This is a genomic window from Citrobacter sp. Cm038 (genome assembly GCF_030333105.1).
Lineage (GTDB): Bacteria > Pseudomonadota > Gammaproteobacteria > Enterobacterales > Enterobacteriaceae > Citrobacter > Citrobacter murliniae.
On sequence record NZ_JAOWGO010000025.1, the window covers coordinates 126,473 to 140,264 of the forward strand.

Annotated in this window: 13 protein-coding genes; 4 read left to right on the top strand and 9 right to left on the bottom strand. The window is 52.9% G+C overall.

Annotated elements, in window-relative coordinates; translation table 11 throughout:
* Window positions 1-6: 6 nt before the first annotated feature.
* Window positions 7-711 (top strand): Bax inhibitor-1/YccA family protein, encoded by a 705-nt coding sequence (locus OGY01_RS20145; RefSeq protein WP_040230421.1) that lies wholly within the window; start codon window positions 7-9, stop codon window positions 709-711.
* Window positions 712-766: 55 nt separating this feature from the next.
* Here the strand turns inward: OGY01_RS20145 and OGY01_RS20150 are convergent, their stop codons facing one another.
* Genes OGY01_RS20150 through OGY01_RS20160 form a run of 3 tightly spaced genes read right to left on the bottom strand, consistent with a single transcriptional unit; the run spans window position 767 to window position 3,728 of the window.
* Complete coding sequence (locus tag OGY01_RS20150; RefSeq protein WP_045441164.1) at window positions 767-1,729, bottom strand: lysylphosphatidylglycerol synthase domain-containing protein; 963 nt, start codon at window positions 1,727-1,729, stop codon at window positions 767-769.
* Window positions 1,729-2,970 (bottom strand): cardiolipin synthase ClsB, encoded by a 1,242-nt coding sequence (gene clsB, locus OGY01_RS20155; RefSeq protein WP_045441165.1) that lies wholly within the window; start codon window positions 2,968-2,970, stop codon window positions 1,729-1,731. The genes OGY01_RS20150 and clsB overlap by 1 nt, the downstream gene beginning before the upstream one ends.
* A complete protein-coding gene (locus tag OGY01_RS20160) occupies window positions 2,967-3,728 on the bottom strand; it encodes an endonuclease/exonuclease/phosphatase family protein (protein ID WP_200041971.1) in 762 nt (253 codons plus the stop codon). The genes clsB and OGY01_RS20160 overlap by 4 nt, the downstream gene beginning before the upstream one ends.
* 130 nt (window positions 3,729-3,858) lie before the next feature.
* Between OGY01_RS20160 and OGY01_RS20165 the strand changes: the two genes are divergently transcribed.
* Window positions 3,859-4,269: a YbhQ family protein gene (locus OGY01_RS20165; RefSeq protein ID WP_045441167.1), complete on the top strand. Its 411-nt coding sequence runs from the start codon at window positions 3,859-3,861 to the stop codon at window positions 4,267-4,269.
* Here the strand turns inward: OGY01_RS20165 and OGY01_RS20170 are convergent.
* From OGY01_RS20170 to cecR, 5 genes are read right to left on the bottom strand one after another with little or no spacing between them, the layout of a single operon-like run.
* On the bottom strand, window positions 4,231-5,337 hold the full coding sequence (locus OGY01_RS20170; protein ID WP_045441168.1) for an ABC transporter permease: 1,107 nt from the start codon (window positions 5,335-5,337) through the stop codon (window positions 4,231-4,233). The genes OGY01_RS20165 and OGY01_RS20170 overlap by 39 nt on opposite strands.
* Window positions 5,338-5,347: 10 nt before the next feature.
* Entirely contained in the window at window positions 5,348-6,481 is a 1,134-nt protein-coding gene (locus tag OGY01_RS20175) for an ABC transporter permease (protein WP_200041972.1), read from the bottom strand.
* Window positions 6,474-8,210 carry an ATP-binding cassette domain-containing protein gene (locus OGY01_RS20180; protein WP_284096544.1) on the bottom strand — a complete coding sequence of 579 codons (1,737 nt, stop codon included), beginning with the start codon at window positions 8,208-8,210 and terminating at the stop codon, window positions 6,474-6,476. Before OGY01_RS20180 ends, OGY01_RS20175 begins: the two co-directional genes overlap by 8 nt.
* Window positions 8,203-9,198 (bottom strand): secretion protein HlyD, encoded by a 996-nt coding sequence (gene hlyD / locus OGY01_RS20185; RefSeq protein ID WP_045441171.1) that lies wholly within the window; start codon window positions 9,196-9,198, stop codon window positions 8,203-8,205. Before hlyD ends, OGY01_RS20180 begins: the two co-directional genes overlap by 8 nt.
* Window positions 9,195-9,872, bottom strand: coding sequence for a transcriptional regulator CecR (gene cecR, locus OGY01_RS20190; protein ID WP_045441172.1), 678 nt, complete (start codon window positions 9,870-9,872; stop codon window positions 9,195-9,197). Before cecR ends, hlyD begins: the two co-directional genes overlap by 4 nt.
* A gap of 228 nt (window positions 9,873-10,100) precedes the next feature.
* Between cecR and rhlE the strand changes: the two genes are divergently transcribed.
* On the top strand, window positions 10,101-11,447 hold the full coding sequence (gene rhlE / locus OGY01_RS20195) for an ATP-dependent RNA helicase RhlE (RefSeq protein WP_045441173.1): 1,347 nt from the start codon (window positions 10,101-10,103) through the stop codon (window positions 11,445-11,447).
* 34 nt (window positions 11,448-11,481) lie between these two features.
* Here the strand turns inward: rhlE and OGY01_RS20200 are convergent, their stop codons facing one another.
* Window positions 11,482-12,216 (bottom strand): GntR family transcriptional regulator, encoded by a 735-nt coding sequence (locus tag OGY01_RS20200; RefSeq protein WP_048221800.1) that lies wholly within the window; start codon window positions 12,214-12,216, stop codon window positions 11,482-11,484.
* Between the two features lie 202 nt (window positions 12,217-12,418).
* On the opposite strand from OGY01_RS20200, the gene OGY01_RS20205 reads away from it, so the two are divergent.
* Window positions 12,419-13,771, top strand: a complete 1,353-nt coding sequence (locus OGY01_RS20205; protein ID WP_045441175.1) for a class-II fumarase/aspartase family protein — start codon at window positions 12,419-12,421, stop codon at window positions 13,769-13,771.
* Window positions 13,772-13,792 lie beyond the last annotated feature (21 nt).

Below are 13,792 nucleotides of genomic sequence, written 5' to 3' on the forward strand. Positions count from 1 at the left end.
ATTGTCATGGACCGATTCCCACGATCCGATTCTATTGTACAGGCCCGTTCCGGTCTGCAAACGTATATGGCGCAGGTGTACGGCTGGATGACCTGTGGGTTGTTACTGACGGCCTTTATTGCGTGGTATGCGGCGAATACGCCAGCGGTAATGATGTTTGTCTTCTCAAGCAAAATTACCTTCTTTGGGCTGATTATTGCCCAGCTTGCGCTGGTGTTTGTTCTTTCGGGCATGGTGCAAAAGCTCAGTGCCGGAATGGCGACCACGCTGTTCATGCTCTACTCGGCATTAACCGGCCTAACGCTGTCGAGTATCTTTATCGTTTATACCTACTCGTCTATCGCCAGCACCTTTGTGGTTACCGGCGGAATGTTCGGCATCATGAGTCTGTATGGTTACACCACCAAACGCGATCTCAGTGGTTTCGGCAATATGTTGTTTATGGCGTTGATCGGCATAGTGCTGGCTTCGTTGGTTAACTTCTGGCTGAAGAGTGAAGCGCTGATGTGGGCGGTGACCTACATTGGAGTGATCGTGTTTGTCGGCCTGACTGCCTATGACACGCAAAAGCTGAAAAATATCGGCGAGCAGATCGACTTGCGTGACAGCTCTAACCTGCGTAAATACGCGATTCTCGGGGCGTTAACGCTGTATCTGGACTTCATCAACCTGTTCCTGATGCTGCTGCGTATTTTCGGCAATCGTCGTTAAATATCTGTTGCCGGATGGCGGTGTTAACAATGCTATCCGGCAATAAATCTCACGGCTATTTTGCCATCGCCTTCTCGTTCTTTACCCGCAGCTTTTTCGCCCGACTCTCCAGTACCAGATAACACACCAGCGCCAGCAGCAACGGAATAAAATAGTAGAGCACCCGGTACGCGAGCAGGGCGGCGATGATCAAGCCTTGCGAGGTCTCTTCTCCTGCCAGCAAGGCGATAAATACGGCTTCAAGTACACCGATCCCCGCAGGAATGTGCACGATCACCCCGGCAATACTGCTCACCAGTAGCACCCCGAGTACAAAGAAATAATCCACGCCCTGGCCTAACAGCAGCCAGATAATTGCCCCCATGACCATCCAGTTGGTACTGGATATTGCCATCTGAATAAGGGCGAATTTCCATGATGGAAGTACCAGTTTTTGACCTTTAATCGTGATGTGGCGATGTTTGGCAAATGCGCAAAACCACAGATACACGACAATAATCAGCAGCAGCGACACGCCCAGAATGCGTAGCGTAAGCTCATCGATATACCAATGCGCGGGTAACTGAACGACGCCGAAGGTAAAAATAAAACCGCCCAGCAGGATGTAGCCCAGCCAGTTGGTGGTAATACTGAGCGAGAAAATGCGCGTGATAGTACTTCCCGGCAATCCAAGGCGCGAGTAGAGCCGATAGCGCATCCCAATACCACCGACCCAGGTACTTAATGTCAGGTTGAAGGCGTAACAGATAAACGATACCAGCATCACCTGGCGTTTTGACAGTTTATGCCCGCAATAATACCGTCCAAGCAGGTCATAAAAGCCATAGAACAAATAGCTGACGATCACGAGTCCAATCGCGCTGAGCAGGGCGAGCCGATTGTAATCACGGATAACCGTCCACACCTCTTCCCAGTTCACCTTGCTGGCATAAATAACCAGTAACACGATGACTGCTATAAAAAATAGCCAGGTGAGGATTTTTTTCGCTAATCGCCAACGCGGATGAGATTTTGCCATCAGGGTTTCCCTCCGGCATCTTCTGCCTGAATGCGATCCTGTGTTTCCATAGTGGGCTGGGCAGGCGGCTCAACCTGGGCAAGGCGCGGAGTGTGTGCGGGTAACCAGCCGACCAGCGCCGGAAAATGGCGCAAAAAGTGGAATGCCATCACGCTCTTGGTCAGATTCCACCAGGTGCGTTTTGGAAGCATGGATTCATCAACGCGTTTGCAGTCTTGCGCAATAATAGGGTCCAGATTGTCACGCAGGGTCTGGTTAAAGGCGCGGTCATGAATAATGATATTTGCTTCCAGGTTGAGCGACAGGCTGAGTGGGTCGAGATTGCTGGAGCCAACCGTTGCCCAGTGATCGTCCATCAGTGCCACTTTGCCATGAAGAGGTTTGCGTCGGTATTCATAAACGTGGACGCCGCCCTTCACCAGATAGTTGTACAGCAGGCGAGCACCAACCTTTACAATCGGCATATCCGGCTCCCCCTGGACGATAAGCTTCACCCGTACCCCGCGTCGTGCAGCTTTGCGCAGCGCATGCAGCAGTCGATAACCTGGGAAGAAATAGGCATTGGCAATGATCACTTCCCGTCTGGCCTGAGTCAGCATTTTCAGATAATGGCGTTCAATATCATCGCGATGTTCTTCGTTATCGCGCCAGACAAATAGCGCCTGCGCTTCGCCAGGTTGACGATTCTCAATCGCCCGATGATGGCGCCGCCACCAGCGGCGTACGGCGCTTTGTCCTGGCAGGTTTTCCAGTACAAATGTCAGGATATCGACCACGATAGGACCCTCAACCCGCACGGCATAATCCTGCTTAGCTTCAGGGCCATAATCAGACATATGTTCGGCGGAATAATTAATTCCGCCGACGAAGGCGACGCGATCGTCAATCACGACTATTTTGCGATGCATCCTCCGAAACAGGTTAGTGCGCATGCCCAGCAGGCGAGGGCGCGGATCGTAATAACGAAAAACAATTCCGGCGGCGGTCAATTCGTCGACAAAACGATCGCTGAGATCTGGTGAACCGTAGCCGTCCAGTAGCACTTCTGCTTTGATCCCGCGTTGAGCGGCTCTCAGCAGCGCAGCATGCAGCCGTATTCCGACTTCATCTTCAAACCAGATAAAGGTCTCAAGGATTATCTTTTGTTGTGCCTGCTCAATAGCTTCAAAGACGGCGGGATAGTATTGGTCGCCATTTTCCAGTAGCTGAATTTGATTGCCTTCACGCCAGCCATTTTTCATAAATGAATCTCCGCGCTGAGGGGGGCATGGTCAGACAAATGTCGCCAGTTGTGGAGCGCCAGCGCAGTTGGCGTACTGGCGTTGGCATTTTTTACGTAGATCCTGTCGAGGCGTAGTAGCGGCAGATGCACCGGAAAGGTTCGCGCCGGGCGTCCGTGGGCCCGGGTAAAAATCTCTTCAAGACCGGCCTGGGCTTTCAACGGATGATTAGCCTTTTGCCGCCAGTCGTTGAAATCCCCGGCGACGACGACAGGTTCGTCATCGGGCAGGGCATTCACCCAATCGGCCAGCATTGACAACTGTGCCTGGCGATGAGCTTCACGTAACCCAAGATGTACGCACATCACATGGATAGGGCGAGGTAACATTGGCGGCACGATGCGACAGTAAAGCACGCCGCGTTTTTCGCTTCCCCCGACTGAAACATCGCGATTTTCATCATGTTCGATGGGATAACGTGACAATACCGCATTGCCGTGATGCCCTTGTGGATAAACGGCATTACGCCCGTAAGCAAAGTCGCTCCACATCGTATCAGCCAGAAATTCGTAGTGTGTGGTATCCGGCCAGTTCTCCACATGCAGCGGGTGAATGTCGTGCGCTCCCATCACTTCCTGCAGACACACAATATCCGCACCGACCGTCCTGACGGCATCACGTAGCTCAGGCAAAATAAAGCGTCTGTTAAAGGCGGTAAAACCTTTATGCGTATTAATAGTGAGCACATTGAATGAAAATCGATCGGTTGGTTCGGTCATGGGTCTCCTGTCGGCGTCATTTTTCTTTTAAATAGTGTAGTCGGCGTCACAAAAGGATGCGGTGTTACGGAATTTTCCGTAAAGTCCGGTACTCTGAATAATTAGTTAAAAATCCTTCAGGAGAAAAGCCATGAGGTGGCAACAACGTGTTCGTGTCGCAACGGGTCTTAGTTGCTGGCAGATTGTGTTGCATTTACTGGTAGTGGCGTTGCTGGTAATGGGCTGGATGAGTGGCACGCTGGTGCGCGTCGGTCTGGGATTATGCGTCATTTATGGCGTAACAGTTTTACTGATGCTGGCGTTACAGCGTCATCATGAGCAGCGCTGGCGCGATGTGGCCGATGTGCTGGAAGAGCTCACGACCACGTGGTATTTCGGTGCGGCGATGATCGTACTGTGGCTGCTGTCCCGCGTGCTGCAAAATAACGTGTTACTGGCACTGGCGGGACTGGTTATCCTTGCCGGCCCCGCAGTGGTCTCACTGCTGGCGAAAGACAAGAAACTACATCACTTTGCGTCTAAACATCGCATACGCCGCTGAACCGGTTGTGGCCGCAATAACCAAAAGCGGCCACAAACTTCCCCAGACAATCTTCAGACTCGCATCCTTCAGGTAAATCTGTTTCGTGATGTCCGTGAAATGGCGGATAGGGTTTATCCACGTCAGGTTCTGCAACCATACCGGCATATTTTCGACCGGAGAGACATACCCTGAGAGTAAAATTGCGGGCATCATAAAGACAAAAACGCCGATAAATGCCTGTTGCTGTGTTGAGCACAGCGATGAAATCAGTAAACCAAAGCCCACCAACGACAACCCATAAATCACCATCGTAAAGTAGAACAACCCCAGCGAACCGGCAAAGGGGATGTGATACGCCCAGATGCCAATTGCCAGCACGATGGTGGCCTGAAAAGTGGCAACGATCAGCGCAGGCACCGCTTTACCGATGAAAATCTGCCAGGTGGTGAGCGGGGAAACCAGCAGTTGGTCCAGCGTACCTTGTTCGCGCTCGCGGGCAACCGACAGCGAGGTGACGATCATTACGCCGATAGTGGTGATCATGGCGATCAGTGACGGCACCACGAACCATTTATAATCCAGATTCGGGTTATACCAGTTACGCACCACCAGTTCACTGTTGTTCGGTTTAGCTTTACCCTCCATCAGCTCCTGCTGGTATTCTTTGACGATCTGCTGCAGATAATTTGCGGCGATCTGCGCGCTGTTAGAGTTACGCCCGTCGAGGATTAGCTGCATGGGCGCCTGCTGGAAGGTATCCAGATTGCGCGAAAAATCGGCCGGAAAACGCACCAGCAGTAGTGCTTTTTGCGTGTCGATGGTGGGCTGGATCTCCTGCGGATTTTTCAGCAGCAGGATATGAGTAAAGGCGCTGGCGCGGGAAAAACGCTGGGTTAACTCCACCGAATGTTTGCCGTTGTCTTCGTTATAGATGGCGATAGTGGCGTTGGTCACTTCCAGTGTTGCAGCGAACGGAAACAGGATGACCTGAATCAGCACCGGTAAAATCAGGATTGCGCGTGTCTGCGGCTCGCGCAGTAGCGATTGCAGCTCTTTGCGAATTAATGTCCATAAGCGATGAAACATGCCTGTCCCCTTAATCCAGCCGACGTTTGGTTTTAAGCCACGTCAGACCAATAAACATCACCGCCGAAGCGATTAAAAACAGCACGTTGATAATCAACACTACCGGAATATTTCCCGCCAGAAACAGGCTTTGCAAGGTACTGACAAAATAACGGGCGGGGATAATGTAGGTCACCGCGCGGATAATTGCCGGCATGCTGTCTATCTGGAAGATAAATCCCGACAGCATAATCGACGGCAGGAAAGCGGCGTTCAGTGCCACCTGCGCGGCGTTAAACTGATTGCGGGTGATGGTGGAGATCAGCAATCCCATCCCTAACGTGCTGAGCAAGAACAGGCTGGTGATAAAAAACAGGATCAGCAGCGAACCGCGGTAGGGAACACCAAGAATAAACACCGACACCAGCATGCAGAGCAGCATCGCCAGCATGCCAAGAAAGTAATAGGGGATCAGTTTGCACAGCAGTAATTCGACGCGGGTCACTTCAGTCGAGAGCAGTGCTTCCATCGTCCCGCGTTCCCATTCTCGCGCAACCACTAATGAGGTGAGGATCGCGCCAATCACCGTCATAATGATGGTGACTGCGCCAGGAATAATAAAGTGCTGGCTGATGGCCGCCGGGTTAAACCAGTAGCGCGTTTGCACGTCAATCAGCGGCTCGAATGATTCTCCCCGATCTTCCGCCCGTTGTTTTTGCCAAATCTGCCAGATGCCTTCCACATAGCCCTGCACAAAGTTAGCTGTGTTGGGTTCGCTGCCATCGGTGATCACCTGGATCGGGGCGATGTCGTTTGGCCGCGCCATCTGCTGAGCAAAATCTACCGGGATAACCACCAGTCCGCGAATTCGCCCGGCCTGCATCTTCTCAATCAATTCCTGGCGGCTATCGCTAATGGTGGCGTCAATATATGGCGAGCCGGTCATGGCGTGGGTAAAGTCCAGCGCCTCTTCGCTCTGTTGTTCGAGCAGAATCCCCACCCGAAGCTTGCTGGAGTCGAGGTTAATGCCGTAGCCGAAGATAAACAACAGCAGTAGCGGGATCACCACGGCAATCAGCCAGCTACTGGGGTCGCGAACGATCTGGCGCGTTTCTTTCACACACAGCGCCCGCACGCGTCGCCAGGAAAGAGTATGGTTACTCATGCGCATGCTCCTTATCCCAGTCATTGATAAGCGTGATAAACGCCTGCTCCATGGTCGGGTCCGGCGTATCATTATCGGCGGCTTGTGCTTTCAGATCGTCCGGCGTGCCGCTGGCAATCAGCTTACCGCGATACACCAGTCCGATACGGTCACAATATTCTGCTTCGTCCATAAAGTGGGTGGTAACCATCACCGTAACGCCTTTTTCCACCATGCTGTTGATATGCAGCCAGAACTCCCGGCGGGTGAGGGGATCGACCCCGGAGGTCGGTTCATCAAGGAACAGAATATCGGGTTCATGCATCAGTGAGCAGGCCAGCGCCAGACGCTGCTTAAACCCCAGAGGCAACTCGTCAGTGGCATGTGAGGCGATACTTTTCAGGCCGAATGCCTCGCTCATACGATCAATTTTTTCTTTCTGCGCACGACCGCGCAGGCCGTAAACGCCAGAGAAAAAACGCAGATTCTGTTCAACCGTCAGGTTGCCATACAGGGAGAATTTCTGCGCCATATAGCCCAAATGTTGGCGCGCTTTCCCTGAACTGACTTTCAGGTCCATATCCAGCACCAGTGCTTTACCGGAAGTGGGGACCAGCAGGCCACACATCATTTTAAAGGTGGTGGATTTGCCTGCCCCGTTTGGCCCTAACAGGCCAAAAATTTCACCGCGCTGTACGGCGAAATCCACATGGTCGGTGGCGGCAAAGTCGCCAAATTTTTTGGTCAGCGCTTTGGCCTCAATGACCGTTTCACCCGCTTTTCCTTCCACGGTGTGCAGGATGGCGCCCAGCGGAGATTCAGAGGTTCCCGCTCCGCCGAGCAAATCGATAAAGGCGTCTTCGAAGCGTGGGGCAGTCCCGGTGATATTAATCTCCGGCATGCCATCGGCATGACGAATATCATCCGCTGTCGCCTCTTTTTTCAGGATCAGTCGAACAGATTTGCCCTGAATCATCCCGTCGCTGACCTGCGGCAGTTTTAACGCCCGTTGCAGCAGCTTCCGGTTGTTTTCCTGCGGACTGCTCATTAAAAAGCTACGTCCCGCCATGGTTTGCGTAAGTCGGGTCGGTTCGCCCTGATACAGCAGTTCACCTTCGTTCATCAGCAGCACATCACGACACTGCTCGGCTTCATCAAGATAGGAAGTGCTCCAGAGGATCAGCATGCCGTCCCCGGCCAGCTCGTGCACCATTTGCCACAGTTCGCGACGAGAAATGGGGTCCACACCAACGCCTGGTTCATCCAACAACAGAACTTTTGGCTCACCAACCAGGGTACAGGCAAGACCCAGCTTCTGTTTCATCCCGCCGGAGAGCTTTCCTGCCAGACGCCCGGTAAATGGCCCCAGCGAGGTAAACTCCAGCAGACGGGCAAAGGTCTCTTTGCGTTTTTCACCGGTCACGCTACGTAAATCGGCATAGAGATTGAGATTCTCCATGACGGTCAAGTCTTCATACAGACCAAATTTTTGCGGCATGTAGCCCAGCACTGCATGCAGCGCGCTATCGTCTTTTATCGGGTCAAAACCGATCACTGTCGCGCTACCGTCATCTGGCTTCAACAGGCCCGCCAGCATACGCATTAAGGTCGTTTTCCCTGCGCCGTCTGGCCCTACAAGACCGGTGACATAGCCAGCGTGAATGGTACAGTCGAGCGGTGCAACCGCCGGCTTTTCCAGGCCTTTGAAGCGTTTGACCAGTCCACTAAGCGTAATGACGGCGTCATTCATGCCGCGCCTCGTCACTGAATTTCACCGTGACAGGCATCCCCTGGCGTAATGCATCATCCGCATCTGTCACAACAATACGCAGGCGATAAACCAGGTCGGTACGCAGGTCCGGGGTTTCAACCGTTTTGGGCGTAAATTCTGCGGTAGGAGATACAAAGCCTATTTTACCGTGATACGGTTTATCCGGACGGCCATCGGTATAGAGCAGAATTTCTCGTCCTGGCTGTGCCTGGCTCAGATTACGTTCGTCAACATAGGCGCGAACCCAGACCGGACGGGTAAGCGACAGTGTCAGCACGGTGCCGCCCGCGTTCAGCATGCTGCCGGGTTCGACCGCTCGGGTTAGCAGCGTGCCGTCAGACGGTGAGGTGAGAGTTGTATCATGCAAATCAAGTTCAGCCTGTGCCAGCTGGGCCTGAGCTTGTTCGAGTGTTGCTTTCGCCTGGGCGATATCCTGTGGGCGGTTACCGCTGCGATATTGCGAAAGTTTATCCTGGGCAGATTTCAGTGTGGCCAGCGCCTGGTCGCGTGCAGAACGGGCGTTTTCCAGGTCATTGGCGGAAATCGTGCGACTTTTCCACAATCCTGACTGGCGGTTGTAAAAGTTTTGTGCGTAATCGTATGCCGCCTGAGCCTGTTTCACGGCTGCTGCGGTTTGTGCGATCTCTTCCTCACGATACCCTGCCAGCATCAGGTCGTATTGCGCCTGTGCAGCGGCAACATTGGCTTTTGCCTGCATCAGTGCGTTTTCGTATGGGGCATGGTCCAGCTCGCCCAGCACCTGACCGGCGGTAATGGCATCACCTTCGTCAACGGCCAGCGAGGCCAGTCTGCCACCAACACGAAAACTTAAGTTGACGCTACGGATGTCGACATTGCCGTACAGGGTCAGGCCGTTATCTTGTCGGCTTTGATACCACCACGTTCCACCGGCAATCACGGCCACGAGTGTCGCGATAACCAGCCCAAGAACGACAGGTTTTTTCATGAGTCCAGACTCCTTTGCGTTAAACCTTGCAGAATAAGATCGATGTGAAAGATGACCGTTTGGGAAATCAGCGCGGCTTTATCCTCATCAAATTGTGACCAGCCCGTGCGTAACAGTATGGTTTCTTTACCCAGCCGGAAGGCCAGTACCTCGCCGAGTATGGCGTGGGTGTGTAGGATCATTTGGGTATCGTTGGCATCGCAGCCAGTATAGGCAGCAATCAGGCGTGTCAGGTGTGTATGTAGAGGATTGAGTACCTGATCGTGCACCAGTTGATAAGCGGCGGTGGGCGAAAGCTGCTCACGCGAAATAAATTTACTCAGATTAACGGTGTCGTCCTGGGTTAACAGCATGATCATATTTTTGCAGGCGCGCAGAATAAGTTCGCGCATTGCCGCCCGATCCGGCTCTGGCTGGGCAAACAGGCGCTCAGCTTCCTCTGCGTGGGGACGAAACTGTGAACCGATAAAATCAGCAATCCACTGGGCGCAGGCAAGATATAAATCTTCTTTTGAACCAAAATAGTAGGTAATTGCGGCAATGTTCTGCCCGGCCAGGGCGGCAATATCGCGCGTCGTCGCGTGCAGGCCATACTCACCGAATTGTGCCAGCGCGGCGGCAATGAGCTGGTTCTTTGCCTGTTCACCTTTTGTTGTCATGGTTGGTGTATTCATTGCACGGTCATAATCTTAATCAATCGATTGATTAAGATTATGACTGATGTTCGATATTGTCCAGTGTGGTGGTTTATTTTGTTTTTTCGGCTGGCGGGATAATTTATGCGGTACATCACAAAAACTGCTACACTCCGCCCCTTCATGACATTGTGGTTTTTGTCATCTCTTTTGCGAGTATCTCCCTGAAAACGACACCGGTAACGGTCGGGGCGGTTCGGAGTAGTTATGTCTTTTGATTCCCTTGGTTTAAATCCTGATATTTTGCGCGCCGTTGCCGAGCAGGGTTACCGTGAACCAACCCCTATTCAGCAGCAGGCAATTCCCGCAGTGCTGGAAGGCCGTGACCTGATGGCCAGCGCCCAGACTGGTACAGGTAAAACAGCAGGCTTTACCCTGCCGCTGCTACAACATCTTATTACCCATCAGCCGCATGGCAAAAGCCGTCGCCCGGTGCGTGCGCTGATTCTGACACCAACACGTGAACTGGCTGCGCAGATTGGTGAAAACGTCCGCGATTACAGTAAGTATCTGAATATCCGCTCACTGGTGGTTTTTGGCGGTGTGAGTATTAACCCGCAAATGATGAAACTGCGTGGCGGCGTTGATGTGCTGGTGGCGACTCCCGGTCGTTTGCTCGATCTGGAACATCAGAACGCGGTCAAACTGGATCAGATTGAGATCCTGGTGCTGGATGAAGCGGACCGTATGCTGGATATGGGCTTTATCCATGACATTCGTCGCGTACTGGCAAAATTGCCGGCAAAACGTCAGAACCTGCTGTTCTCTGCAACGTTCTCTGACGACATCAAAGCGCTTGCTGAAAAGCTGCTGCATAACCCGCTGGAAATTGAAGTGGCCCGTCGTAATACCGCTTCTGAGCAGGTTACTCAACACGTTCATTTTGTTGATAAAAAACGCAAGCGCGAATTGTTGTCGCAGATGATTGGCCAGGGTAACTGGCAGCAGGTACTGGTCTTTACCCGTACCAAACATGGCGCTAACCACCTGGCAGAACAGCTGAATAAAGACGGCATTCGCAGTGCAGCCATTCACGGTAACAAATCTCAGGGTGCGCGTACGCGTGCGTTGGCCGATTTTAAATCCGGTGATATTCGGGTTCTGGTGGCGACCGATATCGCCGCGCGCGGACTGGATATTGAAGAACTGCCGCACGTAGTGAACTACGAGCTGCCGAACGTGCCGGAAGATTATGTACACCGTATTGGTCGTACCGGCCGTGCGGCGGCAACGGGTGAAGCGTTATCTCTGGTGTGCGTCGATGAGCACAAACTGTTGCGTGATATCGAGAAGCTACTGAAAAAAGAGATCCCACGTATTGCTATCCCGGGCTACGAGCCGGACCCGTCCATCAAAGCTGAGCCGATCCAGAACGGACGCCAACAGCGTGGCGGTGGTGGTGGCCGCGGACAGGGTGGTGCAGGGCGTGGGCAGCAACCGCGTCGTCAGGATGGCGGAGCGCCAAAAGCGAAGCCGCGCAGCAGTGAAGGCAAACCGGCAGGCGATAAGCCTCGTCCGCCACGTCGTCCTCGCAGACCGTCTTCAGCACAGTAATCGAATGAAAAACCTGCCATGTCGGCAGGTTTTTTTACTCACCTGAACTCTGCGGTTTCAGCACGATTGAGCAGGTATACCGTCCTGCCGGGTGAATCGAAATCGTCGTTTCAAATACCTTTCCTTCCCTGTCCATATAGCGACGCACAATTCTCATCGCCGGTGAATCAGGTTCTACGTTGAGGATTTTCGCCACCTTTTTAGGCACGCCCACGGCTGTAATCGTTTGATGTACCTCATGGCTTTTAATACCGTAATGGGTTTCGATCAAATCGCTAATTAACGAGTGTGGATCGTTGCGGATGTAAGCGCGCAGCTTGGCGTAATCCGTACTGGCATAACTGTCGGTCCAGCAGATTGGCGCGTCCGGGTTTTGCGCATCTTCGCGGGTGCTGGCAATGTGCAGCCAGCGGGAGCCCGGCGGACAACCAATCATCTGGGAAAGCTCAATATCCGCGACAATTTCATCGATTTTTTTAATCACGCGCAGATTGTTTTTCGCCAGCAGTAACAGATCTTCAAGATGCGATAATGGGTGGTTGACGCCGTTTGCCTGTGGTTCGCAAACGCGGGTTCCTGCGCCTTTACGGCGTGAAATCAACCCCTGTTCCGTTAATTCCCTCAATGCCTCTCGTATGGTGTGGCGGCTGACCTGCCATGTTTCACACAGCTCCATTTCTGTGGGAAACAGCGAGCCTGGGGCAAAAGTACCCACCGATATTTGCTGCGCCAGTTCACGTGCTATTCGCTTGTACAGAGATTCTTTCATCGCAGTTTCATCAAAAAATTAATGATCTTCATCACAAAAATATGTACGGACTATTCCATACATTCCTCGTGAATACTATAAATGTCCGTACATTTAAATGTACGGACATTGTTGTATGTCTGGACATTGTGGCGGTCTTTGTTCTTCCAACAAACGGCCTGAAACACGCATCTTATCATTATCAGATTTTCCAGGGGGATTTATGGCTTCGAATGTGCTTGATTCTGTTCTGTTCAGGGATTCTTTCGGTACACCTGCAATGCGCGCGGTGTTTGACGATCGCGAACTGGTGCGCAAATACGTGGAAGTGGAAGTGGCATTAGCTAAAGCCCAGGCACGCTGTGGCGTGATACCCGAGGCTGCGGCGCAGGAAATTGCTGAGAAATGCAATGCCGATACGCTTGATTTTGATTTGCTGCGTCATGAAACCGAAATTGTGGGTTATCCGATCCTGCCGCTGGTGCATCAGATTTCAAAACAGGCCGGTGAGTCCGGCGGTTACGTGCACTGGGGGGCGACCACCCAGGACATTATGGACACTGCGGTAGTGCTGCAAATTCGTGATGCTTTTGCATTAATCGAATCCGATATGGACAAACTTCGTGCGACGCTGGCCGATCTTGCTCGTCGGTACCGCGATACGCCAATGGCGGGGAGAACTCATCTGCAGCAGGCGCTACCAGTGACCTTTGGTTATAAAGCTGCCATTTGGCTGGATATGTTCGAACGCCATGCCGAGCGTCTTGCTCAGGCGCGTCCACGTGTGCTGGTCGGTGAATTTGCTGGCGCAGCCGGTACGCTGGCATCGTTGGGCGATAAAGGGCTGGCGGTACAAAAAGCCATGATGGAAGAGCTGGGACTCAATGTACCTACATCTACCTGGCACGTCGCGCGCGATGGTTTTGCTGAAGCCGTAAACCTGCTGGCGGTTATGACTGGTTCTCTGGGCAAGATCGCTTATGACGTGATGCTGATGGCATCAAACGAGTTTGGCGAACTGTACGAGCCGTTTGTTAAAGGACGCGGCGCCAGCAGCACCATGCCGCAGAAACGAAACCCTATCTCCAGTGAGCTGATGCTGGCCTGTGCCAAAGGCGTACGTCAGCAAGCAGGGCTCATGCTGGATGCGATGGTACAGGACCTGGAACGGGCAACCGGGCCGTGGCATGCCGAGTGGATTGCTATCCCGGAAAGTTTCGTCCTCAGCGCGGGGGCGTTGCATCAGGCCAACTTTATGCTGGCGGGGCTGGTGGTTGATGAAGCGGCGATGAAACGTAACCTCGGTATGACCAATGGTTTGATTGTGGCCGAAGCGGTCATGATGGGTCTGGCGCCATATATTGGCCGCCAGGATGCGCATGACGTAGTGTACGACGCCTGCCGTATCGTTAATGAACAGGGGGGACGACTGGCCGATGTACTGAATGCGATGCCGTCAGTCTCAGAACGTCTGGATCCGCAGTTGATTGAGGAGCTGACCGACCCGGCAAATTACCTGGGGATGGCACCCGCGATGGTCGATCAGGTGCTGGCCAAATATATGTCGCGGAAATGAATTATCTCGGGCTAACGGAAT

Bases quoted from the DNA above. Each gene is read 5' to 3' on its own strand.
- OGY01_RS20145 (WP_040230421.1), top strand. From the start codon at position 7: ATGGACCGATTCCCACGATCCGATTCTATTGTACAGGCCCGTTCCGGT.
- OGY01_RS20150 (WP_045441164.1), bottom strand. From the start codon at position 1,729: ATGGCAAAATCTCATCCGCGTTGGCGATTAGCGAAAAAAATCCTCACC.
- clsB (WP_045441165.1), bottom strand. From the start codon at position 2,970: ATGAAAAATGGCTGGCGTGAAGGCAATCAAATTCAGCTACTGGAAAAT.
- OGY01_RS20160 (WP_200041971.1), bottom strand. From the start codon at position 3,728: ATGACCGAACCAACCGATCGATTTTCATTCAATGTGCTCACTATTAAT.
- OGY01_RS20165 (WP_045441167.1), top strand. From the start codon at position 3,859: ATGAGGTGGCAACAACGTGTTCGTGTCGCAACGGGTCTTAGTTGCTGG.
- OGY01_RS20170 (WP_045441168.1), bottom strand. From the start codon at position 5,337: ATGTTTCATCGCTTATGGACATTAATTCGCAAAGAGCTGCAATCGCTA.
- OGY01_RS20175 (WP_200041972.1), bottom strand. From the start codon at position 6,481: ATGAGTAACCATACTCTTTCCTGGCGACGCGTGCGGGCGCTGTGTGTG.
- OGY01_RS20180 (WP_284096544.1), bottom strand. From the start codon at position 8,210: ATGAATGACGCCGTCATTACGCTTAGTGGACTGGTCAAACGCTTCAAA.
- hlyD (WP_045441171.1), bottom strand. From the start codon at position 9,198: ATGAAAAAACCTGTCGTTCTTGGGCTGGTTATCGCGACACTCGTGGCC.
- cecR (WP_045441172.1), bottom strand. From the start codon at position 9,872: ATGAATACACCAACCATGACAACAAAAGGTGAACAGGCAAAGAACCAG.
- rhlE (WP_045441173.1), top strand. From the start codon at position 10,101: ATGTCTTTTGATTCCCTTGGTTTAAATCCTGATATTTTGCGCGCCGTT.
- OGY01_RS20200 (WP_048221800.1), bottom strand. From the start codon at position 12,216: ATGAAAGAATCTCTGTACAAGCGAATAGCACGTGAACTGGCGCAGCAA.
- OGY01_RS20205 (WP_045441175.1), top strand. From the start codon at position 12,419: ATGGCTTCGAATGTGCTTGATTCTGTTCTGTTCAGGGATTCTTTCGGT.